The 25,747-nt window shown below is 64.3% G+C and carries 16 protein-coding genes; 8 read left to right on the forward strand and 8 right to left on the reverse strand.

Going from position 1 to position 25,747, the window contains the following annotated elements; genetic code table 11:
• Positions 1 to 46: 46 nt before the first annotated feature.
• A complete protein-coding gene (locus AC0L30_RS30365) occupies positions 47 to 514 on the reverse strand; it encodes a hypothetical protein (protein WP_354168286.1) in 468 nt (155 codons plus the stop codon).
• Between the two features lie 468 nt (positions 515 to 982).
• On the opposite strand from AC0L30_RS30365, the gene AC0L30_RS30370 reads away from it, so the two are divergent.
• The 6 genes from AC0L30_RS30370 to AC0L30_RS30395 all read left to right on the forward strand — a co-directional run bounded on the left by AC0L30_RS30370 (position 983) and on the right by AC0L30_RS30395 (position 9,127).
• Positions 983 to 1,072 carry a K(+)-transporting ATPase subunit F gene (locus AC0L30_RS30370; RefSeq protein WP_007595755.1) on the forward strand — a complete coding sequence of 30 codons (90 nt, stop codon included), beginning with the start codon at positions 983 to 985 and terminating at the stop codon, positions 1,070 to 1,072.
• A gap of 31 nt (positions 1,073 to 1,103) precedes the next feature.
• On the forward strand, positions 1,104 to 2,807 hold the full coding sequence (gene kdpA / locus AC0L30_RS30375) for a potassium-transporting ATPase subunit KdpA (RefSeq protein ID WP_473405885.1): 1,704 nt from the start codon (positions 1,104 to 1,106) through the stop codon (positions 2,805 to 2,807).
• Positions 2,808 to 2,856: 49 nt separating this feature from the next.
• Positions 2,857 to 4,971 carry a potassium-transporting ATPase subunit KdpB gene (gene kdpB / locus AC0L30_RS30380; protein WP_473405886.1) on the forward strand — a complete coding sequence of 705 codons (2,115 nt, stop codon included), beginning with the start codon at positions 2,857 to 2,859 and terminating at the stop codon, positions 4,969 to 4,971.
• A 106-nt stretch (positions 4,972 to 5,077) separates the two neighbouring features.
• Positions 5,078 to 5,680, forward strand: coding sequence for a K(+)-transporting ATPase subunit C (locus tag AC0L30_RS30385; protein WP_007595748.1), 603 nt, complete (start codon positions 5,078 to 5,080; stop codon positions 5,678 to 5,680).
• A 37-nt stretch (positions 5,681 to 5,717) separates the two neighbouring features.
• Positions 5,718 to 8,441 carry a DUF4118 domain-containing protein gene (locus AC0L30_RS30390; protein ID WP_473405887.1) on the forward strand — a complete coding sequence of 908 codons (2,724 nt, stop codon included), beginning with the start codon at positions 5,718 to 5,720 and terminating at the stop codon, positions 8,439 to 8,441.
• Positions 8,438 to 9,127, forward strand: a complete 690-nt coding sequence (locus tag AC0L30_RS30395) for a response regulator (RefSeq protein ID WP_219681184.1) — start codon at positions 8,438 to 8,440, stop codon at positions 9,125 to 9,127. The genes AC0L30_RS30390 and AC0L30_RS30395 overlap by 4 nt, the downstream gene beginning before the upstream one ends.
• 128 nt (positions 9,128 to 9,255) lie before the next feature.
• Here AC0L30_RS30395 and ku read toward each other — a convergent pair whose 3' ends face one another.
• A complete protein-coding gene (gene ku / locus AC0L30_RS30400; protein ID WP_007595745.1) occupies positions 9,256 to 10,140 on the reverse strand; it encodes a non-homologous end joining protein Ku in 885 nt (294 codons plus the stop codon).
• A gap of 118 nt (positions 10,141 to 10,258) precedes the next feature.
• Between ku and ligD the strand changes: the two genes are divergently transcribed.
• Positions 10,259 to 12,937, forward strand: a complete 2,679-nt coding sequence (gene ligD, locus AC0L30_RS30405) for a DNA ligase D (protein WP_473367062.1) — start codon at positions 10,259 to 10,261, stop codon at positions 12,935 to 12,937.
• A gap of 94 nt (positions 12,938 to 13,031) precedes the next feature.
• Here ligD and AC0L30_RS30410 read toward each other — a convergent pair whose 3' ends face one another.
• Positions 13,032 to 13,196 carry a DUF3309 family protein gene (locus AC0L30_RS30410; protein ID WP_007595743.1) on the reverse strand — a complete coding sequence of 55 codons (165 nt, stop codon included), beginning with the start codon at positions 13,194 to 13,196 and terminating at the stop codon, positions 13,032 to 13,034.
• A 184-nt stretch (positions 13,197 to 13,380) separates the two neighbouring features.
• Between AC0L30_RS30410 and AC0L30_RS30415 the strand changes: the two genes are divergently transcribed.
• Entirely contained in the window at positions 13,381 to 13,698 is a 318-nt protein-coding gene (locus AC0L30_RS30415; protein ID WP_007613819.1) for a polyhydroxyalkanoic acid system family protein, read from the forward strand.
• Positions 13,699 to 13,701: 3 nt separating this feature from the next.
• On the opposite strand, the gene treY is transcribed toward AC0L30_RS30415, so the two are convergent.
• From treY to treS, 5 genes are read right to left on the reverse strand one after another with little or no spacing between them, the layout of a single operon-like run.
• Positions 13,702 to 16,488 (reverse strand): malto-oligosyltrehalose synthase, encoded by a 2,787-nt coding sequence (gene treY / locus AC0L30_RS30420; RefSeq protein WP_473367061.1) that lies wholly within the window; start codon positions 16,486 to 16,488, stop codon positions 13,702 to 13,704.
• A 1-nt stretch (position 16,489) separates the two neighbouring features.
• Positions 16,490 to 18,244 carry a malto-oligosyltrehalose trehalohydrolase gene (gene treZ, locus AC0L30_RS30425; RefSeq protein WP_473405888.1) on the reverse strand — a complete coding sequence of 585 codons (1,755 nt, stop codon included), beginning with the start codon at positions 18,242 to 18,244 and terminating at the stop codon, positions 16,490 to 16,492.
• Complete coding sequence (gene glgX, locus AC0L30_RS30430) at positions 18,241 to 20,319, reverse strand: glycogen debranching protein GlgX (protein WP_007595729.1); 2,079 nt, start codon at positions 20,317 to 20,319, stop codon at positions 18,241 to 18,243. The genes treZ and glgX overlap by 4 nt, the downstream gene beginning before the upstream one ends.
• Before the next feature lie 3 nt (positions 20,320 to 20,322).
• Positions 20,323 to 22,461, reverse strand: a complete 2,139-nt coding sequence (gene glgB / locus AC0L30_RS30435) for a 1,4-alpha-glucan branching protein GlgB (RefSeq protein WP_473405889.1) — start codon at positions 22,459 to 22,461, stop codon at positions 20,323 to 20,325.
• A complete protein-coding gene (gene treS / locus AC0L30_RS30440; protein ID WP_473405890.1) occupies positions 22,454 to 25,747 on the reverse strand; it encodes a maltose alpha-D-glucosyltransferase in 3,294 nt (1,097 codons plus the stop codon). Before treS ends, glgB begins: the two co-directional genes overlap by 8 nt.

Genomic DNA, 25,747 nt, shown 5'->3' on the forward strand with positions numbered 1-25,747 from the left:
TTATGCTCCGAGGCTGCGCGCCACGACTGTGATGACAAGCGGCGGACTAGCCGAAATTTTCGCAGCCGACCGGCTCATAGAGCGGGTCAGACGCGGGACGAACAGTGGGAACGCTCGGACGCGAAACTTCCAGGGCCAATGCCTCGACCTCGATGAAAGCCGACAGCAGCGCCAGCGAAAGATCGACGTGGCTGGCCTCGACCGCGGCGTCGAGCCAGTCCGGCAACTCGCGTTCGCGCGAGAGCGCACAGTGCCATTCGCCCTCGTCATAGGCGATGCGGCGGACCTGCCATAGCGGCAGCTCCAGCTCTACCAGCGCCAGCGTGGCATCGGCCCAGGCCTCGACATCGATCAGGCGCATGATGCGTGCGGTGCGTTCGCTTGGTCCAAGCGAAGGGAAGCGGCGGCAGACGTGCGCGATGATGTCGAGCATCAACGGCCGCGTCATCACCTGCGTGTTGCGCAAGCGGTCGCTGAGTGACGGCAGTTCGTGGTGTCGGCGTGCGGCGGTCATGTCAGGCCTCCTGGAATTGGCGTCGGTCAGTCGGCCGGCCTCTCCAAGATGGCGAAAATGGCATTTGAAAACGGGAGATATAGGGATTTCATAAGTGTGGGATGGGGCGGTGGCGCGCCATTCTTCGCCGGGACGACGATGTGATGTGCCTCGCGAGCGTTGTCCGACCACGCTGTCAGCCCCGCCCCTTTATGAGATTCCTATAACTTCGCCACGGCCTTCGTCTCGAAAACCTATGCCCGCGGTGGCACTTCAGCACGGTCAAAAGTCCCGGTAGGCGCCGTGGAATGCACCGGCATTTCCTTTCACGCGCCGACCGGGTCTCCCGAGAAACGGTTGCGCCGAAATCAAGGGCGCAACGAGGAGTATCTCCATGATGGACATTCTGATGCTGGCGCTGGGCTTCGGCTTCTTCGCCCTTGCGATCGGCTACACCTACGCCTGCGAGCGGCTTTGAGGGAGCGGACCATGATCTTCGATTATTCGCTCGCTGGCGTCGTCTCGCTCGGCCTCCTGTTCTACCTCACTTACGCGCTGCTGCGGCCCGAGCGATTCTGACCGTGCTCACGAAGCCTGAAGGGTTGATTTCATGACTATGATCGGTTGGCTCCAGATCATTCTCTTTTGCGTCATTATCGTCGCGCTCGTAAAGCCGCTCGGCTGGTACATGACGAGCGTGTTCAACGGCGAGCGGACCTTCCTGTCGCCGGTGCTGCGTCCGATCGAGGCCGGCATCTACTGGTTCTCCGGCGTCGACGAGAAGCGCGAGCAGCATTGGCTGACCTATACGGTCGCCATGCTGCTGTTCCATGTCGGTGGCTTCCTCATCATCTACGGCGTGATGCGTTTGCAGGCGATCCTGCCCTTCAATCCAGCAGGCCAGGCCGCGGTCGCCGAGGATCTCTCCTTCAACACCGCGATCTCCTTTATCACCAACACCAACTGGCAGAACTACGGCGGCGAGAGCACGCTGTCTTATCTCGTGCAGATGCTCGGCCTGACGCACCAGAATTTCTTGTCGGCGGCGACCGGCATCGCGCTGGCGGTGGCGCTGATCCGTGGCTTCTCGCGTGCGTCGGCACGCACCGTCGGGAATTTCTGGGTCGATGTCACCCGCTGCACATTGTACGTCCTGCTGCCGATCTGCATCGTCTACACGCTGTTTCTGGTTTGGCAGGGCATACCGCAGACGCTTGGCGATTATGTCGATGCGACAACGCTCGAAGGCGCCAAGCAGACCATTGCGGTCGGGCCGGTCGCCTCGCAGGTCGCGATCAAGATGCTCGGCACCAATGGCGGCGGCTTCTTCAATGCCAACGCCGCGCACCCCTTCGAGAACCCGACCGCGCTGTCGAACTTCGTGCAAATGCTGTCGATCTTCGCGCTCGGCGCCGCGCTGACCAACGTGTTCGGCCGCATGGTCGGCAACCAGCGCCAGGGCTGGGCAATCCTGTCCGTGATGGGCGTGCTGTTTCTCGCTGGTGTCGCCGTGACTTATTGGGCGGAAGCCAGCGGCACTTCGACCCTGCACGTGCTCGAGCTGACCGGCGGCAATATGGAGGGCAAGGAGGTCCGCTTCGGCATCGTCGCGTCCTCGCTGTTCGCCGTGATCACGACGGCCGCCTCCTGCGGCGCGGTCAACGCCATGCATGACAGCTTCACCGCACTCGGCGGCATGATTCCGCTGATCAACATCGAGCTCGGCGAAGTCATTGTCGGCGGCGTCGGCGCCGGCATGTACGGCATGCTGCTGTTCGTCATCCTCGCGATCTTCGTGGCGGGCCTGATGGTCGGCCGCACGCCGGAATATGTCGGCAAGAAGATCGAGGCGCGCGAGGTCAAGATGGCGATGCTCGCGATCCTGGTGCTGCCGCTGATGATCCTCGGCTGGAGCGCGGTCGGCGTGGTCTATCCGGCGGCGGTCGCCTCAATGGCGAATGCCGGGCCGCACGGCTTCACCGAGGTGCTCTACGCCTTCACCTCGGCGACCGGCAACAACGGCTCGGCCTTCGCAGGCCTCACCGGCAACACTTTCTTCTACAACCTCACGCTGGCAAGCGCGATGTTCGTCGGCCGCTTCTTCATGATCATCCCGGCGATGGCGATTGCGGGTTCGCTGGCCGCCAAGAAATCGATCCCGCCGTCCGCGGGCACCCTCCCGACCACGGGCGGGCTGTTCGTCGGCCTCGTTGTCGGCGTGATTCTGATCATCGGCGGCCTGACCTTCTTCCCGGCCCTCGCTCTCGGTCCCATCGTCGAGCATCTCGCGATGAACGCCGGCCAAGTGTTCTGACCAGCGAGTGTTCTGATCGACCGCCTTCTGACTGTTCGGAGTGACCTCCATGGATACCATGAAACTGCAAAAACGCGCGTCCGTCTCGGCGATGCTCGATCCCAAGATCGTCGTGCCTGCGATCCGCGCGTCCTTCGCCAAGCTCGATCCGCGCTTGATGATCAAGAATCCCGTGATGTTCGTGGTCGAGATCGTGGCCGCGCTCACCACTGTGATCTTCCTGCGCGATCTCGTCACGGGCGGTGGGAATCTCGGCTTTACCTTCCAGATCATCGTCTGGCTCTGGTTCACGGTGCTGTTCGCCAACTTCGCCGAAGCGGTGGCCGAAGGCCGTGGCAAGGCGCAGGCGGAATCGCTGCGCAAGACCCGCACCGAGAGCCAGGCCAAGCTGCTGACCGGCGCCGGCCTGGCCTTCAATCTCGTGCCGGGGACCAGCCTCAAGGTTGGTGACATCGTGCTGGTCGAGGCCGGCGATACCATCCCCTCCGATGGCGAGGTGATCGAGGGCGTTGCTTCCGTCAACGAAGCCGCCATCACCGGCGAGTCCGCACCCGTGATCCGCGAATCCGGCGGCGACCGTTCGGCGGTGACCGGCGGCACCCAGGTGCTGTCCGACTGGATTCGCGTGCGGATCACGGCAGCGCAAGGTTCGACCTTCATCGACCGCATGATCAAGCTGGTCGAGGGCGCTGAACGAGCAAAGACCCCGAACGAGATCGCGCTCAACATCCTGCTAGCCGGCCTCACCATCATCTTCGTGTTCGCAACCGTCACCATCCCGAGCTACGCGGCGTATGCCGGCGGCTCGATCTCGGTGGTTGTGCTGGTCGCGCTGTTCGTGACGCTGATCCCGACCACGATCGGCGCGCTGCTGTCGGCAATCGGCATCGCCGGCATGGACCGCCTGGTCCGCTTCAACGTGCTGGCGATGTCCGGCCGCGCCGTCGAGGCCGCCGGAGACGTCGACACGCTGCTGCTCGACAAGACCGGAACGATTACACTCGGCAACCGCCAGGCGACCTCCTTCCGCCCGGTGCGCGGCGTCACCGAGCAGGAGCTCGCGAACGCGGCCCAGCTCGCCTCGCTTGCCGACGAGACCCCGGAGGGCCGTTCGATCGTGGTGCTGGCCAAGGAGAAATACGGCATCCGTGGCCGCGACATGGCCGAGTTGGGAGCCACCTTCATCCCGTTCACGGCGCAGACCCGCATGAGCGGCGTCGACGCCGGCGGCTCGTCAGTGCGCAAGGGCGCGGTCGATGCCATCCTCAACTATGTCGGTGGTGGTGCACCGCTGGTGGTCGCCTCAGGCAACACGGCTCGTTCCATCCAGCCCGCCGGGCTCTCGGACATCGGTCGCGAGATCCAGACCATTGCCGACGACATTTCGAAGGCCGGCGGCACGCCGCTGGCGGTCGCCAGGGACGGTAGGCTGCTCGGCGTCATCCAGCTCAAGGACATCGTCAAGGGCGGCATCCGCGAGCGCTTTGCCGAGCTGCGGCGCATGGGCATCCGCACCGTCATGATCACCGGCGACAATCCCATGACGGCCGCCGCGATTGCAGCGGAAGCCGGCGTCGACGACTTCCTGGCGCAGGCAACCCCGGAGGACAAGCTCAAGCTGATCCGGGACGAGCAGGCCAACGGCAAGCTGGTGGCGATGTGCGGCGACGGCACCAACGACGCGCCGGCGCTCGCTCAGGCCGACGTCGGTGTCGCCATGAACACCGGCACGCAGGCAGCCCGCGAGGCCGGCAACATGGTCGACCTCGACTCCAACCCGACCAAGCTGATCGAGGTGGTCGAGATCGGCAAGCAGCTGCTGATGACGCGCGGCGCGCTGACCACGTTCTCGATCGCCAACGACGTCGCGAAATATTTCGCGATCATCCCGGCGATGTTCCTGGCGTTCTACCCCCAGCTCAACGTGCTCAATGTCATGAACCTGTCGAGCCCGCAGAGCGCTATCCTGTCGGCGATCATCTTCAACGCGCTTGTTATCATCGCGCTGATCCCGCTGGCGCTCAAGGGCGTCGCTTATCGCGCGGTCGGGGCCGGCGCATTGCTCCGGCGCAACCTGCTGATCTACGGCCTCGGCGGCATCGTCATTCCCTTCATCGGCATCAAGGCGATCGATCTCGTGGTCGTTGCCTTGCACCTGGCTTAACCCGTCATTGCGAGGAGCGAAGCGACGAAGCAATCCAGACTGCCTCTGCGGAAAGATTCTGGATTGCTTCGCTTCGCTCGCAATGACGGAGAAATAGGAGAAACACATGCTCAGAGAAATCCGCCCCGCCATCGTCCTGCTGCTGGTGCTTACCGCCATCACCGGACTTGCCTATCCGCTCGCGATGACCGCTATTGCTGGCGCGATCTTCCCCGCGCAGGCGCAGGGCAGCCTGATCGAGAAGGACGGCAAGGTGGTCGGCTCCGCCCTGATCGGGCAGGAGTTCAAGGACGACAAATATTTCCACGGTCGCCTCTCGGCGACAGTGGCGTCGGACCCGAACGATTCGACCAAGACGGTACCGGCGCCCTACAACGCCGCCAATTCGGGTGGCTCCAATCTCGGTCCCACCAGCAAGGCGCTGGCCGACCGGCTGAAGGAAGATGTGGACAAGCTCAAGGGCGAGAACCCCAATGTCGCCGTGCCGGTCGACCTCGTGACGACCTCGGCCAGCGGCCTTGATCCGGATATCTCGCCGGAAGCGGCGGAATTCCAGGTGCCGCGCGTAGCGAAGGCGCGAAACGTGCCGGAGGATCAGGTCAAGCAAATGGTGGCTTCCAACATCCAGGGCCGCCTGCTCGGCCTGATCGGCGAGCCCCGGGTCAATGTGCTGGCTCTCAATCTCGCGCTCGATCGTGCCACGAAGTAGTCTAGGCTAGGTCCGCGCGGATGATTATATTGACCTGATGGTCCGAGAGCGCCGCGATCCCGAACAACGTCCTTCGCCCGAGGCGCTGCTGGAAGCCGCGCGCCGGGAGGAGGGCGTGAGCGGCAAGCTGAAGATCTTCGTCGGCGCCGCTCCCGGCGTCGGCAAGACCTACGAGATGCTGCAAAGCGCCCACGCCAGGCGCAAGTCAGGCATCGACGTCGTGGTCGGCTTCGTCGAGACCCATGGCCGGGCCGAGACTGAGGCGCTGGTGCGCGGGCTGGAAGTGATCCCGCGCAAGAAGCTCGATTATCGCGGCCAGACTGTCGAGGAAATGGACCTCGACGCCGTGATCGCGCGCCGGCCGAAAATCGCGCTGGTCGACGAGCTCGCCCACACCAATGCCGCCGGCAGCCGCCATCCAAAACGCTATCTCGATGTCCAAGAACTGCTGTCCCATGGCATCGACGTCTACACCGCCGTCAATATTCAGCACATCGAGAGCCTGAACGACGTCGTTGCGCAGATCACCCATGTGCGGGTGCGGGAGACCGTGCCGGATTCGGTGTTCGACCGCGCAGACGCCATCGAACTGATCGATCTCACGCCGGACGACCTGATCCAGCGGCTGAAAGAGGGCAAGGTCTATGTCTCCAGGCAGGCCGAGCGGGCGCTGGAGCATTATTTCTCGCCGGGCAACCTGACCGCGCTGCGCGAACTCGCGCTGCGGCGCACGGCCGAGCGGGTCGACGAGCAGCTGCTCACCCACATGCAGGCGAATGCGATCGCGGGTCCCTGGGCCGCAGGCGAGCGCATCCTCGTCTGCGTCAGCGAAGATCCGCGTGCGGCCAGCCTCGTGCGCTACACCAAGCGGCTGGCCGACCGGCTGCACGCGCCGTTCATCGCGGTCTCGATCGAGACGCGACGCTCGCTCCAGCTGTCCGACGAGCAGCGCGACCGGCTGGCCGATACGCTGCGGCTCGCGGAATCGCTTGGCGGTGAGGCGCTGACGATTCCGGGCGTTGGCCGCCGCCTCGCCGACGACGTCGTCAACTTCGCGCAGGGCAACAACGTCACCCAGATCGTGATCGGCAAGTCGACACGCTCGCTCTGGTTCGAGATGACGCGCGGTTCCGTCGTGCACGATCTGGTGCGCCGCGCCGGCAATATCAGCGTGCATGTCATTCCTGGCGACGAGCTCACGAGCGAGCCGGCGCCAAAGACGGCGGTGCAGACCGCAACGCGATCGGACCCGTTCGACGCGCGGCCCTATCTGAAGGCACTCGGGATCACCGCGCTTGGCCTCGCTGCTGCCGTGGCCATCAAGCCGTATTTCGGCATTGAGAACGTCGACCTGATGTTCCTGACCGCCGTGGTGACCGTTGCCGTGCGCTACGGATTGTGGCCGTCGTTACTTGCGAGTGTCGCGGCATCACTCGCCTACAATTTCTTCTTTCTGCCGCCGGTCTATACCTTCACCATCACCGATCCGACCAATGTCGCGGCGTTCTTTTTCTTCATGCTGATTGCGTTCGTGGTGTCGAACGTCGCGGGGCGGGTCCGCACCCAGGCCGATGCTGCGATCGGTCGCATCCGGACCACCGAGCAACTCTATGCATTCAGCCGCAAGCTCGCCGGTACCGGCACGCTCGACGACGTGCTGTGGGCGACCGCCTACCAGATCGCGCTGATGCTGAAAGTCCGCGTGGTGCTGCTGTTGCCGGAGGACGGCCTGCTCACGGTGAAGTCGGGCTATCCCCCCGAAGACGATCTCGATCAGGCCGACCTTGCCGCCGCCAACTGGGCCTGGAGCAACGACCGGCCTGCAGGCCGCGGCTCGGACACCCTGCCTGGCGCAAAACGGCTGTTCCTGCCGATGCGCACCGGGCGCGGCCCGATCGGCGTGATCGGCATCGACGACGACCGCACCGGTCCCTTGCTGACGCCTGACCAGCGCCGGCTGCTCGATGCGCTGGTCGACCAGGGCGCGCTGGCGATCGAGCGCGTGCTGCTGGTCGAGGACGTCGATCGCGTCAAGCGCTCCGTCGAATCCGAGCGGCTGCGTTCCGCATTGTTGACGTCGATTTCACACGACCTGAAGACGCCGCTCGCATCCGTGCTGGGTGCGGCCTCGACCATGCGCGATCTCGCCAGCGCCCTCTCCGACACCGAGAAGCGCGACCTGCTCGCGACGGTCATCGACGAATCCGAACGGCTCAACCGCTTCATCGCCAATCTGCTCGACATGACCAAGCTCGAATCCGGCGCCATCGTGCCCAACGCTGCGTTGCACGATCTCGGAGAGATCGTCGGCAGCGCGCTCCGGCGGGCAGCCAAGATCCTCACCGCCCACAAGGTGGAGCTGGAGTTGGCCGCAGACCTTCCTATGCTCCAGCTCGATGCGGTGCTGTTCGAGCAGGTGCTGTTCAACCTGCTCGACAACGCCGCCAAATATTCGCAGCCCCACGCCACGGTTTCGATCCGCAGCCGGCGCGACAGCGATCATGTGGTGCTCCAGATTGCCGACGAGGGCGACGGCATTCCGTCGGAGGAGCTCGAGAGCGTGTTCGACAAGTTTTATCGCGCGCAGAAGGGCGACCATGTCCGTCCCGGCACCGGGCTCGGGCTCGCCATCTCCCGCGGCTTCGTCGAGGCGATGCATGGCACGATCTCGGCCGCGAATCGCAGCGACCGGAGCGGCGCGGTTCTGACCATCCGCCTGCCCATTCCGGCCCCGACCCACGCATTGGATACCGCCGCATGAGCGCAGCCCCGATCAAGGTGCTGGTCATCGACGACGAGCCGCCGATCCGCAAATTGCTGCGGATGGGGCTCTCGACGCAAGGCTATGAGATACTGGAGGCGTCGAACGGCAAGACCGCGCTGGAGAAGCTCAGCGAGGGCCCCGCGCTGATCATCCTCGATCTCGGCCTTCCCGACATCCAGGGCCATGAGTTGTTGCGTACCATCCGCGCCCGCAATGACGCGGTGCCGATCGTGGTGTTGTCGAGCCGTGGCGACGAGGCCGGCAAGGTGGAGGCGCTCGATCTCGGGGCCGACGATTACCTGACAAAGCCGTTCGGCATGGACGAGCTGCTGGCGCGCCTGCGCGCGGCGCTGCGGCACCAGCTTCAGATCCAGGGCGAACGCCCGGTGTTTCGTGCCGGCGATCTCTCAGTCGATCTGGTGCGCCGGATCGTGAAGGTCGGCGAGCGCGACGTCAAACTGTCGCCGAAGGAATATGACCTCCTGCGTGTGTTGGTGCAGCACGCCGGCAAGGTGCTCACTCACCGCTTCCTGCTGAGGGAGCTCTGGGACGAGTTGACCGACGCGCAATATCTGCGCGTCTATGTCCGCCAGCTCCGGCAGAAGATCGAGGCCGATCCGGAACGGCCGCAATATGTGCTGACGGAGACGGGGATTGGGTACAGGCTGAAGGCGGGGGATTAGGCTGCCCACGTGCGACGGGCGGCGCAAGCCTGCATCAGCATCGTCATTGCGAGCGCAGCGAAGCAATCCAGACTGCCTCCGCGGAAAGATACTGGATTGCTTCGCTGCGCTCGCAATGACGGATTAAATCAACCCGCCTTCCTCTGCCGCGCCGTCGATCGGTGCGTCTTCTTTGGGGCCCTGGTTCGCCCCGATGCTCGGCGCGCATGGGACTTCGCCGCCGTCTTCTTCCCACCGCGTCCCTTCAAGCTCTGCTTCAGCGCATCCATCAGGCTGACGACATTGCTCGGCTTCTCCTCAGGCTCCGGCAGTTCGATTGTCTTGCCGCTGGCCTTGCGCTTCACCAGGGCCTTCAGCGCGTTCTCGTAGTCGTCCTTGAATTTGCTCGGATCGAAATGGGAGGCCTTGGTCTGGAGGATATGGCCGGCGAGCTCAACCATGTCCTTGGTGATCTTCGGGCTCTTGATGTCGTCGAAGAACTGGTCCTCGTCGCGCAGTTCGTAGGGGAAACGCAGCGTGGTGCCGAGCAGTCCCTTGCCGAGCGGCTCGATCGCGATGATGTGCTCGCGATTGGTGAGCACGATTTTGGCGAGCGCGACGCGATCCTGGTCCTTCATGGCGTCGCGGATCACGGCAAAGGCATCGACCGCGGCTTTGCCGTCGGGCGCGATGTAGTAGGGATGGTTGAGGTAGCGCTGGTCGATCTCGTCGCTCGGCACAAAGCTCTCGATGTCGATGGTGTGGTTGCTCTCGATCTGGACCGCTTCGAGCTCCTCCGGCTCGATCTCGACATATTTGCCCTTGCGCAGCTCGTAGCCGCGGCCCTTCTGGTCGCTCTCGACGACGTCGCCGGTCTCGGCGTCGATCATCTGCTGCTTCAATCGGTTTCCGGTCTCGCGGTTGATCATGTGAAACCGCGTCTTCTCGGCCGCGGTGGTCGCCGGATAAAGCACAACGGGACAACTGACCAGCGAGAGCTTCAACGTTCCCTTCCAATAGGCGCGCGGTGCCATTCCGTTCTCCAGCGTCTGCGAGTCATTTTGGAACCCCAACCGTCCCGCGGGGTTTTGGTTCCGGGTGGGATGCGGGCCGTGATAGGCTTCCACGCCGAAAGAGAATCCGGGACCAGCCGTGCTGCAAAAGCTATCGAAGTATCGACAGAAACGTGATTTCGAGAAGACGCCGGAGCCGTCGGGCAAGGCCGCGGTGGCGCCATCGAAGCAACGGCGCTTCGTGATCCAGAAGCATGACGCTTCGCGGCTGCACTACGATCTGCGGCTCGAGTTCGATGGCGTCTTCAAGTCCTGGGCGGTGACGAAAGGGCCCTCGCTCGATCCGCACGACAAGCGGCTGGCCGTCGAGGTCGAGGACCATCCGCTCGACTATGGCGACTTCGAGGGCACGATTCCGGAAGGCCAGTACGGCGGCGGCACGGTCATGCTGTGGGACCGCGGCACCTGGGAATCCGAAGATCCCGAACGCGGTTTCAAGAAGGGCGATCTGAAATTCACACTGCATGGCGAGAAGCTGCACGGCAGCTGGGTCCTGGTGCGCATGCGCAACGATCGCACCGGCGGCAAACGGACCAATTGGCTCTTGATCAAGCATCGCGACGAATATGTTCGCGAGGGCGCAGACAACGACATTCTCGAGGAGGACAAGTCGGTCGCCTCAGGGCGCGCGATGGAGCAGATCGCCGGAGGCAAGGGGCGCGCGCCAAAACCGTTCATGCTGGCGAAGGGCACCAAGGCCAAGGCCGACGCGGTCTGGCAGTCCGATCGGGCGGACGAGGCGAAAGGGCGCACGGTCAAGCCGGCGCCGCGCGCGGCGTTGAAGGCCGGCAGGACGGCAAAGAAGAAAGCCACGACCGCAACGACCGCGAAGAACGCGGCGGAGATGCCGGACTTCGTCGCGCCGCAGCTCTGCACGTCGGTCGAGCGCCCGCCGGGCGGCGATGGCTGGTGCCACGAGATCAAGTTCGACGGCTACCGCGTGCAGCTGCGGGTCGAGGGCGGCAAGGCGACGTTGAAGACGCGCAAAGGCCTCGACTGGACCGAAAAATTCGCGAGCATCGCGAAAGAAGCGGGCGCGTTACCGGACATGATGATCGACGGCGAGATCGTCGCGCTCGACCACAATGGGGCACCGAACTTTTCGTCGCTCCAGGCGGCGCTGTCGGACGGCAAGACCGAGGAGCTCATCTTTTTCGCCTTCGACCTGTTGTTTACGGAAGGTCTCGATTACCGCCGGCTACCGCTCGGCGAGCGCAAGGCGCGGTTGAAGGAGCTGCTGGAGGCGCGCAAGCGCAAATCGAGCCAGATCCGCTATGTCGAGCATTTCGAGAGCGGTGGCGACGCCGTGCTGCAATCGGCCTGCAAGCTTGAGCTTGAGGGCGTGGTGTCGAAGAAGCTCGACGCGCCCTATCGCTCGGGGCGGACGGAAAGCTGGACCAAGGCCAAATGCCGTGCCGGCCATGAGGTCGTGATCGGCGGCTACAAGACCACCAATGGCAAATTCCGCTCGCTGATGGCCGGCGTGCACCGCGGTGATCATCTCGCGTTCGTCGGCATGGTCGGCACCGGTTTTGGCGCCGACAAGGTCAAGCGCATCATGCCGTCCTTGAAGGCCATGGAGGCGAAGCAAAGCCCCTTTGGCGGCAAGAACGCACCGAAAAAAGCGCGCGAGGTGCACTGGCTGAAGCCGGAGCTCGTGGCCGAGATCGAGTTCGCCGGCTTCACCGCCGACGGGAATATCCGCCAGGCCGCCTTCAAGGGTCTGCGGCAGGACAAGCCGGCGGAGGAGGTGGAGGCTGAGACACCGGTCGATACCGAGCTTGCCGAGCCCTCGACGAAGCCGCGCGCGAAAGCGAAGACCGGCGCACGAACGGCCCAGGCCGGCGGCAGTGCCGAAGTGATGGGAGTCGTCATCTCCAAGCCGGACAAGGAGCTCTGGCCGGACGATGGCAATGGCGATCCCGTCACCAAGCTGGACCTCGCGCGCTATCTCGAAGCCGTCGGCGAATGGATGATCGCGCATCTCAAGGGTCGGCCGTGCTCGCTGATCCGCGCCCCCGATGGCATCAAGGGCGAATGCTTTTTCCAGCGTCACGCCATGCAGGGGACATCGAATCTTCTGGAGCTCGCAAGGGTCTCCGGCGATCGCAAACCCTATTTGCAGATCGACCGCATCGAGGGGCTCGCCGCGGTGGCGCAGATCGGCGGTGTCGAGCTGCATCCCTGGAATTGCGCGCCCTACGCCTACGATACCCCGGGCCGGCTGGTGTTCGATCTCGATCCGGCGCCCGACGTCGTCTTCGCCGAGGTCGTCGAGGCCGCCAAGGAGATGCGGCAGCGGCTGACCGACATCGGCATGGAAAGCTTCTGCAAGACCACCGGCGGCAAGGGCCTGCACGTCGTGGTGCCCTTGCGTCATGGCGCGCGCGACCAGGTGAGCTGGAAAGAGGCCAAGGCCTTCGCGCAAGGCGTTTGCCAGTGGATGGCGGACGACGCTCCCGAGCGCTATCTGCTCAACATGTCGAAGAAGCTGCGCAACGGAAAGATCTTCCTGGATTATCTGCGCAACGATCGCATGTCGACGGCGGTGGCCCCGCTGTCGCCGCGTGCGCGCGCCGGCGCCACCGTGTCGATGCCGCTCACCTGGGCGCAGGTGAAGACCGATCTCGATCCGAAGCGCTATACGTTGCGGACGGTGCCTGGGCTGCTGCCGCGGTCGAAGGCGTGGGATGGTTATGACGATGCGGCCGTGTCGATCAAGGCAGCGATCAAGAAGCTCGCGGGGAAAACGAAGTAGGGTGGGTTAGCGAAGCGTAACCCACCACTTCTGTTGACACGGAGAGAAAAAAGGTGGGTTACGCCTTGCGGCTAACCCACCCTACCGAACCCGGCTAGATCCGTCCCAGCAGGAGCAGGATCAGCAGGATCACGATGACGAGCCCGAGACCGCCGCCGCCGTAATAGCCGGTGCCGTAGAACGGGCCGCCGCCGATGCCGCTGAAGCCGCCGAGCAGCGCGATGACCAAAATGATCAGAATGATCGTACCGATAGACATGCCAAATCTCCTCCAGCCCTTCGTTGAAGGGTTTCTTGCAACCTGTCCCGTTGTGCGAGGGCAACTTGCCGCAGGTTTTATAGTTCCGCCTATGAAACACGGGGTGCACGCGCAACTTGCATGGAACCTTTGTGGTACCGGTGGGCATGATTATGTGAGGTTCAATCACTAACGGGGCAGAGCCATGTCAGCACCGCTTGTCGTCTCTATTCCCCACCGCCTCGGCCGCGAGGAGGCGGTACGCCGGCTCAAGACCGGGCTCGGCCGTGCTGCCGCCAGCATTCCGGTGATGCAGGTCGAGGAGGAGCGCTGGAACGGCGACAGCATGAATTTCCGCATCCGCGCGCTGGGGCAGATTGCGAGCGGCCAGGTCGATGTCGCCGACGATCATGTCAAGGTGCAGGTGGTGCTGCCTTGGCTGTTGCAGCGCTTTGCCGAGATGGCACAGGCCACGATCCGCAAACGCGGCCAGCTGCTGTTGGGCAAAGACGGGAAGAGCTAGCGTTCAAGCGCGGGTGCGCTGTCGCACCGGTTTCGCCGCGTCCACGGGGCGCGCCGGGATGACCGAAGCGGGAAAACCGCGAAGCGCCTGCGCGAGCGGCAGATCGTTGCCGGCGAAACCCGGCATGCTGTAGCCCGTGACGTCGATGGCGGCGTCGGCCCCATCGAGCGCCGGCCATTCGCGTCCTGCTTGCGTGAAAGGTGCGAAGTGGCGCCCGACAATGACGATCGCAGCAGTGCGGCCGTGGCGGCGGGCAAAGGCCACGACATGGTCGGCATGTGCGCCCCGCACCTGAAGCGGCTGGTAGTCGCCTCGCGCGAAGACGTCGGACAACTCGTTGCGCAGCTTGAGCAGGTGCCGCGCCCAGGCCAGCTTGAGCTGGCCGTCCGGCCAGCTCTTGATCAGGTGATTCCAATCCGGATTGTCCAGCGTGCCCAGCGCCGCGTGTCGCGCGGAAAAATCCACCGGGCGGCGGTTGTCGGGATCGACCAGCGACAGGTCCCAGAATTCGGTCCCCTGATAGAAATCGGGCACGCCCGGCAGAGTCGCCTTGAGCGTGAGCTGGCTCAGCGCGTTCAGCGCGCCGAGCAGCGCGACGCGGCGAGCCAGGGTTTGCAGCGCCTCCAGGAACTCGCCTGATTGCGCGGGATCGAGGATCTTCGCGATGAAGCTCTTGACGCCGTTCTCATAGGCCTCGTGCGGGTTGAGCCAGCTGGTCTCCTCCTTGCCCTCGCGCGCGGCCTTGAGCGCATAGGCCTGGATACGCGCGACGAAACCGGCATCGGCCGTCTCTACAAGCGGCCAGGCGCCGAGCAGCGTCTGATAGAGCATGTATTCGAACGTTGCCGACGGAGCGCGTAGATTGCCGTCGAGCGCGAGGTGCGGCGCGTTCAGGACTTTCCAGCGTGCCACGGCGCTGGTCCATTCGCCGGGAATTTCACTTAAGGCAGCGATCCGCGCGCGGGCGTCCTCGCCACGTTTGGTGTCGTGCGTGGCAGTCGCCGTCATCCCTTGCGGCCATTCCCTGGCGCGGGCCTGCATGGTCTCGTGGAAAGCGGGAATGGTGAGGCCCTTGCTCGCGGGATCGCCGCCGACTTCGTTCAGGGCGAGCAGCCGGTGGAATTGATAGAAGGCAGTGTCCTCCAGCGACTTCGCCATCATCGGCCCGGTGAATTGCTGCACCTTCAGCGCAAAGCGGCGCACGCGCGGGGCGCTGTGCGGGGGACGGCCGGGCTTGAGCAGGTCCATGGTGAGGGCGTCGCGCAGGAAGTCGAAAATGCCTTCGTCTGCGGCGAACCATTCCTGGCGAGCGGCCTCGATGGTGTCGTCGATCAGCTTGCGATCGTTCGCGGTCGGCGCGCTTGTCGTCAAATAGGTGCGGTACACCGGGAAATGCAGCACGTAGAGCTCGAGCGCCTGCCGCAGGCTGTCGGCGGAAAAGTCGCGGGTGGAGTAGTGCCCGTTGGCGATGCGTGCAAGCAGGCGCGTCAGAACCGTGAATTCGCTGGTCAGCAGCGTCTCCAGCACGCGCCGTTTGGCGTCCTTGACATAAGGCGCGAGCCGCGGCGGCCGGTTGCTGATCTGCCGCCAGGTCTCGTCCAGCGCCTCCAGCCCCTTGGGGTCGACCAGAACGTGGGTGATGGCATTCATCCACTCATAGCCGGTGGTGCCCTGGACGCCGGCGAAATGCGGCAGGCGCTCGTGCTCGCACAGGATTTTCTCGATCACCGTATAGAACGGCTTTGTGGTGCCCTGAGCGTCGCGCACCAGCCGGCGCAGCCGCTGGCAATATTGCGCGGGATCGCGCAGGCCGTCGATATGATCGAGCCGGATGCCCTGCAGTTTCCCGTCGGCAATGAGTTGCTTCACCAGCCGGTGCGTGGCGGCGAACGTGCCGGGATCCTCGACGCGCATGCCGGCGAGCCCGTTGACGTCGAAGAAGCGGCGATAATTGATGTCGCTGGAGGCAAGCCGCCAGTGCCCGAGCTTGTAGTGCTGGCGCTCCAGCAAATGATGCAGCGCCAGCGTCTGCGCGGGGCGGTCCTTGGCGGCGCGATAGGCGCCGAGGCCGCGCGCGATGATATCGGCGCTGCCTGCGATCTCTTTGAGCTCCGCCTTGAAGCCGGGCGCTTCCTTGCGGTTGGGGCGGCGCAGTCCCGTGTAGCGGGCCGCCAGCGACAGCAGGCGCTTGCCGGCCTCGGTTTCGGCGGCGTCGGCTTCCTTCACGATCATCCGCAGCATCTCGCCATAGCGCTCCGGCGCGATCGGCAATCGATGCTCGAAATACCAAGCGGAAAAACTACCTTCGTTGGGATCGTAGCGCAGCTCGATATCGCCGCTCTCGAGCGCTTCACCATAGGACGCTCCGAGGATCGGCAGCAGCACGCCGCCACGGGCGCGGAAAGCCAGTTGATCCCAGTCGATATCGAAGGAGACGGCATGCGGCGAGGCCTGGCCCCATTCCAGCACGTCCAGCCACCAGGGATTGTCGGCAAAGTGAACGCCGACGTGGTTCGGTACGAAATCGATGATGAGGCCGAGGTCGTGTCGCGTCAGCGCCTCGCTCAGCCGCGCGAAGCCGGCCTCGCCGCCGAGCTCCGGATTGAACTGGCTGTGATCGACGGTGTCATAGCCGTGGGTCGAGCCCTTGCGGGCCTTCATCACCGGCGAGGTGTAGAGATGCGTGATCCCCAGCGCCTTCAGATAGGGCACCACCGCGGCGGCCCTGTCGAAATCGAAATCCGCGGTGAGCTGAAGCCGGTAGGTTGCGAGAGGAATGGCTGGAGGCATGTCAACCTCCGAGGCGCCAGACCACCGACCAGGGCGCAAGCCGGTCGCCGGTCGCGCCGCCCCAGATCAGGGTCCCCACACCGTCGTCGGAATATGCGGCGTCCTTGTCGGAGAGATTGGCCACGAGGCGCAACGTCGCGCCATCCCCCATGTGCCAATGTGCGGTGAGCAGCCCGCTATCGGCCACGGCGGCATCACCGAAGCGCGCACCTTTCAGTCGTGGCGCGACCTCCTTGTGGCGGAGTGCGAGCAGCTGCCGCACCAGCGCGAGGCGTGCATCCTGCTCCGGCGTGTGGCCGCTCCAGTCGAGCACGGCCGATTGCAGCGTTGCCGGATCGAGCGGGTCGGGCACGTCGTCGCCGTACTTTTCATAGGCCCAGGCGTATTCCTGCCTGCGCCCCTTGCGGACGGCATCAGCCAGTCCGCCCTGGAAGTCACAGAAGAACGGGAAGGGCACGGTGGAGCCCCACTCCTCGCCCTGGAACAGCATGGGCACCATCGGCGCGAGCAGGGTCACCGCGAGTGCTGCTTCGATCTGCTTGGGCGATGCCAGGCTTTCGAGCCGGTCGCCGAGCGGCCGGTTGCCGATCTGGTCGTGGTTTTGCAGGAAATTGACGAAGGTTGCCGGCGGCAGCTCGCCGCTGTTCTCGCCGCGCGGCTTCTTGCCCCAGAATTCAGAGATTTCGCCCTGATAGACGAAGCCGGAGGCGAGCGCGCGTGCGAGATCGAGGCGCGGTGTTTGATAGTCCGCGTAATAACCGGCGAGCTCGCCCGTCAGCATCGCGTGCCAGACGTGGTGGTAGTCGTCGTTCCACTGGGCGCGATATTTGCCGTTCGGAGGCTCCTGCGCGGCGTCGAGCAGGCTCGCGCGGTTGTCGCCATTCTCCAGCACGAGATGGATATGCCGCCCCGTCGCTTTGGCCAGCTCGCCCGCGGCGACGCTGAGGTCTTGCAGCATCGATTGCTCGCCGGGGATCGCCATGATGTGATTGGCGGCATCAAGCCTCAGGCCGTCGAAGCGATAGTCGCTGAGCCACGACAGCGCGTTCTCGACGGCAAAAGCGCGAACCTGCGGCACGCGATAATCGATCGCACTGCCCCATGGCGTGTGCGCGTCGGTGAAGAAGGCCGGCGCGTAGCGGCCGAGATAATTTCCCTCGGGGCCGAAATGATTGTAGACGACGTCGAGGAACACCATCAGCCCGCGCAGATGGGCTTCGTCGATCAGCGTCTTCAAATCATCGGGATGACCATAGGCGCTGTCGGGCGCGTACCACAGCACGCCATCATAACCCCAGCCGCGACGACCGGCGAAGTCGGCCAGCGGCATCAGCTCGACCGCGCTGATGCCGGTCGCGACGAGATGATCGAGCTTGTCGATCATGGCACGATAGGTACCTTCCGCAGTGAAGGTGCCGACATGCGTCTCGATCAGTACCGTCTCTTCCCAGGGACGCCCGCGCCAATCGGGCGTGCGCCAGGCGAAGGCGTCATGATCGATCACCTCGCTCGGGCCGAACACGTCGTCGGGCTGGAATGCAGACGCCGGATCGGGCACGTCGATCGCGTCGTCGATCCTGAATTTGTAGTTGCTGCCGACGGGCAGATTGGCAATCTCGGCGACATACCAGCCATCCTGCCGGCGCTGCATCGCGTGTCGTCTGTCGAGCAGGAGATCGACACGGCGCGCGGCAGGTGCCCATAGCCGGAACGACACGCCGTCCTTCGTCGGCCTCGCCCCGAAGGATGGCCTCATAGCGCCCCCGCGAAAGCGAGCACGGAGCGCGGCGGCGCCTTGCTGTCGCTTCCGGGCAGGAAGTCGACCGTGTTCAGCTTGGCGTCGGTCGTGTTCAGGATTTGCTGCCAGCTCTTGTATTCGGTCAATTTTGGCAATTTGAATGCGATCTCTTCGGGGGCTGCGTTGAGTACGATAAAGATCGCGGCGCTGCCCGGTTCCATCGGCCCCATCACATAGGAGAGGAACCGCCCTTCCGGGAATTTCCAGTCGCTTTCCGTCATTTCGTCGCCGGCCGGCGTCAGCCACAGCGCGCCGTAGGAGATGCCGTCCTTGGGGCGGCCGTCGAGCCAGCGATGGCTGCGAAGCTGCGAGAACCGGCGGCGGATATCGGCGAGCTCGGCGACGAAATCGACCATGTCGTCGCCGTCCTTGCCGAGATTGTCCCAGCCGACCCAGCCAACCTCATTGTCCTGGCAATAGGCGTTGTTGTTGCCTGATTGCGAATTCCCGACCTCGTCGCCGGCGAGAATCAGCGGAATGCCCTGCGCCAGCATGAGGCAGGCCAGCACGTTCTTGCGAAGCTGCCGGCGCAAGCTGACGATTTGGGGATCGTCGGTCGGGCCCTCGACACCGCAATTGTTGCTGTGGTTGTCGTTGGAGCCGTCGCGATTGTCCTCGCCATTGGCCTCATTATGCTTCTCGTTGTAGCTGAAGAGATCGGCGAGGGTGAAGCCGTCATGCACGGTGATGTGGTTGACGCTGGCGCGGGGCCGCCGTCCATCGTGGTTGAACAGGTCGGAGGACGCCGTCATGCGGCTGGAGATGTCGCCGATCAGGCTGCCTTCGCCGCTCCAGTAGCGGCGCATGGCGCTGCGATAACGGTCGTTCCACTCCGACCATTGTGAAGGAAATGCGCCGACCTGATAGCCGCCAAGGCCGAGGTCCCAGGGTTCGGCGACGAGCTTGACGCTCGCCAGCACCGGGTCCTGGCGTATCGCGGTCAGGAACGAGCTGCCGCGATCATAACCGTTCGGCCCGCGCGCCAGCGTGGTGGCGAGGTCGAAACGGAAGCCGTCGACGTGGCAGACCTCGACCCAGTAGCGCAGGGAATCCATCACCATCTGCAGCACGCGCGGATGGGTGAGGTTCACCGACGAGCCGCAGCCGGTAAAATCGTCGTAGTAGCGCGGGTTCTCGCGGTTCAGCCAGTAATAGGAGGCGTTGTCGATGCCGCGGTAGCACAGCGTCGGGCCGAGATGATTGCCCTCGGCTGTGTGGTTGTAGACGACGTCGAGCATCACCTCGATGCCGGCATCGTGCAGGCGTGCGACGGTGGTGCGGAAGGAATCGAGGGCGTTGTCCTGGGCGTAGCGCTGCTCGGGCGCGAAGAAGGACAAGGTGTTGTAGCCCCAGTAATTGGCGAGCTTCTTCTCCACCAGGATGCGGTCATCGACGAAACTGTGCACCGGCAGGAGCTCAACGGTGGTGACGCCGAGCTTCTTCAGGTGCTCGATCATCGCCGGCGAGGACAGGCCGCCATAGGTGCCGCGCAAATTCGGCGGGACGTCGTCGCGCTTCTGTGTCAGTCCCTTGACGTGGGCCTCGTAGATGATGGTGTCTTCCCAGGGAATGTTGGGCCGGATCTCGCGGCGGCCCCAGTTGAAGGTCTCGTCGACGACGACAGCCTTGGGCATGCCGCGCGCGTTGTCGCGCCGGTCGAACGACAGATCCTCGCGCGGGCTTCCGGTGCGATAGGCGAAATGCGCGTCACTCCAGACCAGCCGCCCGGAAAGCCGCTTGGCATAGGGGTCTAGCAGGAGCTTGTTGGCGTTGAAGCGGTGGCCTTGTTCGGGCTCGTAGGGGCCATGCACGCGGTAGCCGTAGAGCTGGCCGGGCGAGACGTCGTTGAGATAGCCGTGCCAGACATCCTCGGTGCGCTCCGGCAGCTCGACGCGCTCGAGTTCGCGGCGGCCCTGCATGTCAAACAGGCACAGCTCGACCTTCTGCGCGTTGGCGGAGAACAGCGCGAAATTGGTGCCGCGTCCGTCCCAGCTTGCGCCGAGGCGTGCGGGCGATCCAGCAGTCAGGCGCATCGTTCAGCTTTCCGGAACGAGGAAGATCGCGGCGAGCGGCGGAATGGTGAGGCGGAGCTCGCCATTGACGGCGTGGACTTCGCCGATATTGCCGACATTGCTGCCGCCGTAATGGGCGGAGTCGGAGTTGAACACTTCCTTCCACTTGCCACTGAGGGGCGCGCGAACGCGGTAGTTGCGATAGACGTTGGGTGAGAAGTTGACGATCACCATGCACCGGGCGTGCTCGTCAAATCCCTTGCGCAGCCATGCGAAGACGTTGCGGTTGGCGTCGTCGGTGATCAGCCATTCGAACCCGGCCTGCTCGCAGTCCATCTGGTGCAGCGCCGGCACCGCGCGATAGAGCCGGTTGAGATCGCGGATCAGCGCCTGGATGCCTGAATGGGGCTTGTACTCGAGCAAGTGCCAGTCGAGCGACTGGTCGTGATTCCATTCGCGGCTTTGTGCGATTTCGGCGCCCATGAACAGCAGCTTCTTGCCGGGATGGCCGAACATGAAGCTGTAATAGGCGCGCAAATTCGCGAAGCGCTGCCATTCGTCTCCGGGCATACGCCCGAGGATCGAGCGCTTGCCGTGCACGACTTCGTCATGCGACAGCGGCAGGACGAAATTCTCCGAGAAGGCGTAGTGCAGGCCGAACAGGATGTCGCCGTGATGATGCTTGCGGTGGATCGGATCCTTGCTGATGTAGTTCAGCGTGTCGTGCATCCAGCCCATGTTCCACTTGTAGCCGAAGCCGAGCCCGCCGAATTCGACCGGGCGCGAGACCTGCGGCCAGGCGGTGGACTCTTCGGCGGCCGTGGTCGCCTGCGGGAAACGTGCGAACAGCTCGGTGTTGAAGCGGCGCAGGAACGCGATCGCCTCGATGTTCTCCCGGCCGCCATGCTGGTTCGGAATCCACGCGCCGGGCGGACGGCTGTAGTCGAGGTAGAGCATGGACGCGACGGCATCGACGCGCAGTCCGTCGATCGCGTAGCGCTCGAGCCAGAACAGCGCGTTGGACACCAGGAAGTTCGTGACTTCGGTGCGGCCGTAATTGTAGATCAGCGTACCCCAATCGAGATGCCGGCCCTGGAGCGGATTGGCGTGCTCGTACAGCGCTGTGCCGTCAAAGCTGCCGAGCCCGTGCGGATCGTCCGGGAAGTGGCCGGGCACCCAGTCGAGCAGCACGCCGACGCCCTCGCGGTGGCAGGCATCGACCAGTGCGGCAAAATCCTCCGGCGTGCCGAAGCGGCTGGTCGGCGCATACAGGCCAGTCGGCTGATAGCCCCATGAGCCGTCGAAAGGATGCTCGCTCACGGGGAGGAATTCGAGATGGGTGAAGCCCATGTCGCGGGCGTAGGCCGGCAGCTGCTCGGCCAGTTCGCGATAGGTCAGCCATTCATTGCCGTTCTTGCGCCGCCACGAGCCGAGATGGACCTCGTAGATCGACATCGGCGCGGACAACGCGTTGATGCCGTCGGGTGCCGGTCGCGGCCGGGGCAGATGTGCTTCGTCGAACACGATGGAAGCGGTCTTCGGCCGCACCTCGCTTGCAAAGGCCATCGGATCGGACTTCAGCGGAAGCAGATGGCCATGCGGTCCGATAATTTCGAACTTGTAGTGGTCGCCCGCCTTGGCGTGCGGGATAAACAATTCCCAATAACCCGCGCCGCGCACCCGCATCGGATGGCGCCGTCCGTCCCAGAAATTGAAGTCGCCGACCACGGAGACACGCCGGGCATTGGGCGCCAGCACCACGAAGCCGATGCCATCGATGCCGTCGAGCCGCAACGGATGCGCGCCGAGCTTGTCGTAAAGGCGCTGGTGCGTGCCTTCGCCGAGCAGATAGAGGTCGAAATCGGTCAGGATCGGCGGAAAGCGATAGGTGTCCTCGAATTCGATGACGTTATCGCCGAACTTCGCGCGGAGCTGGTAGTGCTTCGCGCCGTTCGGCAGAGCGCCGATGAACAGGCCGGCATCATGGACGCGATCGAGCTTCGCCACCTCGCCGTGCTCGCCCACCGCCTCGACATTGGAAGCATCGGGAAGAAACGCGCGCACCACGCTCTTGTCGCCCTCGGGATGCAGCCCGAGATAGTGGAAGGGATCGGAGTGGCGACCCTCGATGATCGCATAGGCCTCGGCAGGGAGTTTAGGCATGGGCTTCGCTCTCGATACTGGACAGAATGCGAAGCAGTCCGGACAGCGGCGCATGGAGCCCCTCAGGCCGGTGGGACAGCTCGTACTCTACTTCCTCGAACGCTTGATCAAGCAGGAAAAACCTTAACAGGCCTGCCGCGGATTGCGGATCTTCCGGCCACAGCCGCCGATCGGTCATGGCTTCGCGGTAGGCGGTGAGGAACGTCGCGGTGGTGCGCTCGCGCCATTCGTCGAGCGCAGCCGTAAGCCGGCCCTGTTCGTCGGAAGCACCCGTGAGCGCGCGGTGGAGCGCCGCGTTAACCGAAAGATCAATCGAGCGGATCAGGCCGGCAACGTCGCGCGCCGCAGGCAGCTTGCGCCGCTTCTCCGCCAGCGGCAAACGCGGATCTCCGTCGAAGTCGATGATGAAGATATCGTCCTTCACGATCAGAGTTTGCCCGAGGCGGAAGTCGCCATGATGACGGATGTTCAACCCGCCGATCTCGGCAGGTAGTAGCGCGCTGAGCCGGCCGGACAGGGACGCGCGCTCCGCGGCGAGCTGATTGATCAGCGGTCGGTCCACCTCCCGCAGGCCGTCGGTGCTGGCGGCCAGCCGCTCGAAAATCCGCTCGGCCCGTGCCTTGAGCTCGGATGACCAGCGCTTGATGTGTGCGGAGCCAATCGGCTCCGGCGCGAGATCGCCGGGCTTTGCGGCGGCCAAAGCCACATGCAGCTCGGCGAGCCGTCGACCGATCTGCGTAATGAAGTGCAGATAGGGCGCTTGCTCCTGGGTCTCGCGGGGCATCTCGCCCGGTGGCAGCACCCGCTGCTCGTCGATATAGCGGTCGAGATAGCCCGCAGTGACGCCCCAGCCGTCGCCCTGGTTCTCGACATAGGCGTGCAGCACGCCGACTGCGCTGCGACGGTCGTCTTCGACCAGTTCGACGCTGCCGAGCAGTGCCGGCGTATTGGCAAAGCGGGCGATTTCCGTGAGGTAGGAGCCGATCTCGATCTCGGGATTGATACCGGCTTCGAGCTGGCGATAGATCTTGGCGACATATTGATTGTCGACCAGCGCGGTGCTGTTCGACTGTTCGATCGCGCGGATGCGTTCGGGCTCCTTGATGGTGTACTCGGCAAACCGGCTGGTCGCCTTGAACTCCAGCCGCAGATTGTTTTCTTCCACCACCAGGTTCTGCGACAGGTTGCGCAGGAACAGGCCAATGAAGATCTGCTCGGTTGCCACATCCAGCAGCGTCCCTTCGCGGGCACCCTGACGTACGGCGGCGAGTGCCCTGGGATTGAAGCGTTCGCGGTCGAAGCGCACCCATTCGATCTGCATCGGCAGCACGTAGCGCGTGGTGACGTCGCCCTGCGCCGCCTCGAAAAACGCGATCCAAGGCCTGTTGTCGCCGATGTCGCAGAACGGCACCGCCGAGGTCAGCGTCGGCTTGATGTGCTTGGGATTGTGCTCGGGATACCAGCGCGTGCGCGACAGGAATCCCGGCAGCACCTCGTGCTCGAACACGCCCCGCTCGCGCGCCAGCGACACCCAGGTCGAGTTCACCGGCACCACCAGCGTCTCGAATTCCGGCACCGCGCGCGGCGTCACCGGCTCGGACTTGTCGCGCTCGGTGAGCTGGAACCAGTAGAAGCCATAGGGCCCCAGCGTGACCATATAGGGCAGTTCGCCGATCGCCGGAAAACGCGTGCGGCCAAGCATCTCCTGCGGGATGCGGTCCTTCCAGGGCGACAGATCGAGCTCGGTCGCCTGGGCCGCGCGCGACAAATTAGCGACGCAGAGGATCACCTCGTCGCGGTACTGCCGGACATAGGCCAGCACGGCGCGGTTGGCCGGGCGGATGAAGGTCATGGTGCCGCGGCCGAAGGCGAGCGTCGATTTGCGCACCGAGATCAGGCGCTTGGTCGCGCTGAGCAGCGACGACAGGCTGCGCGACTGCGCCTCCACGTTCACCGATTCATAGCCGTAGACCGGATCCATGATCAGCGGCGCGTAGAGGCGGGCCGGATCGCAGCGCGAGAAGCCGCCGTTGCGGTCCGGGCTCCACTGCATCGGCGTGCGCACGCCGTTGCGGTCGCCGAGATAGATGTTGTCGCCCATCCCGATCTCGTCGCCGTAATAGATGATCGGCGTTCCCGGGAAGGACAGCAGCAGCGAGTTCATCAGCTCGATCTTGCGCCGGTCGTTGTCCATCAGCGGCGCGAGGCGCCGGCGGATGCCGACATTGATGCGGGCGCGCGGATCGTTGGCGTAGGTGGTCCACAGGTAGTCGCGCTCGACGTCGGTCACCATCTCCAGCGTCAGCTCGTCATGGTTGCGCAGGAACAGCGCCCATTGGCAGCTCGCAGGAATGTCCGGCGTCTGGCGCAGGATGTCGGTGATCGGGAAGCGGTCCTCCTGGGCGATCGCCATGTAGATGCGCGGCATCAGCGGGAAGTGGTAGGCCATGTGGCACTCGTCGCCGCGGCCGAAATATTCCTGCACGTCCTCCGGCCATTGATTGGCCTCGGCCAGCAGCAGCTTGCCCTTGGAGTAGGAATCCAGCTCGTGGCGCAGCCGCTTGATGATGGCATGCGTCTCGGGAAGGTTCTCGTTCGAGGTGCCTTCGCGCTCGCAGAGATAGGGAATGGCGTCCAGACGGAAGCCGTCGACACCGGCATCGAGCCAGCGCTTCATTACCTGGATCAGGGCGCTGACGACGCGCGGATTGTCGAAATTGAGATCCGGCTGGTGCGAGAAGAAGCGGTGCCAGTAGAAAGCGCCGGCCTCGTGATCCCAGGTCCAGTTCGACTTCTCGGTGTCGGTGAAGATGATGCGGGTGCCCTGGTATTTCTGGTCGGTGTCGCTCCAGACATACCAGTTGCGGGCGCTCGAGCCCGGAGGGCTGCGGCGCGCGCGCTTGAACCAATTGTGCTGGTCCGAGGTGTGGTTGACGACGAGCTCGGTGATGACGCGCAGCCCGCGCTTCTGCGCTTCCTGGATGAAGCGCTTGAAATCCTTCATCGTCCCGAAATCGGGATTGACCGCGCCGTAGTCGGCGATGTCGTAGCCGTCGTCGCGGCCGGGCGAAGGATAGAACGGCAGCAGCCAGAGCGCGGTGACGCCGAGCTCCTGGAGATAAGGCAGCTTCTCGGTCAGCCCGGCGAAGTCGCCGATGCCGTCCTGATTGCTGTCGGCAAACGCCTTGACGTGGAGCTGATAGATGATCGCGTCCTTGTACCAGAGCTCGTCCACGATCTCGGCAGCCTCGGCTTTCTTGGTGTCGACGGAAGACAATACGTTCAT

The organism is Bradyrhizobium sp. MI1.11, assembly GCF_055811255.1.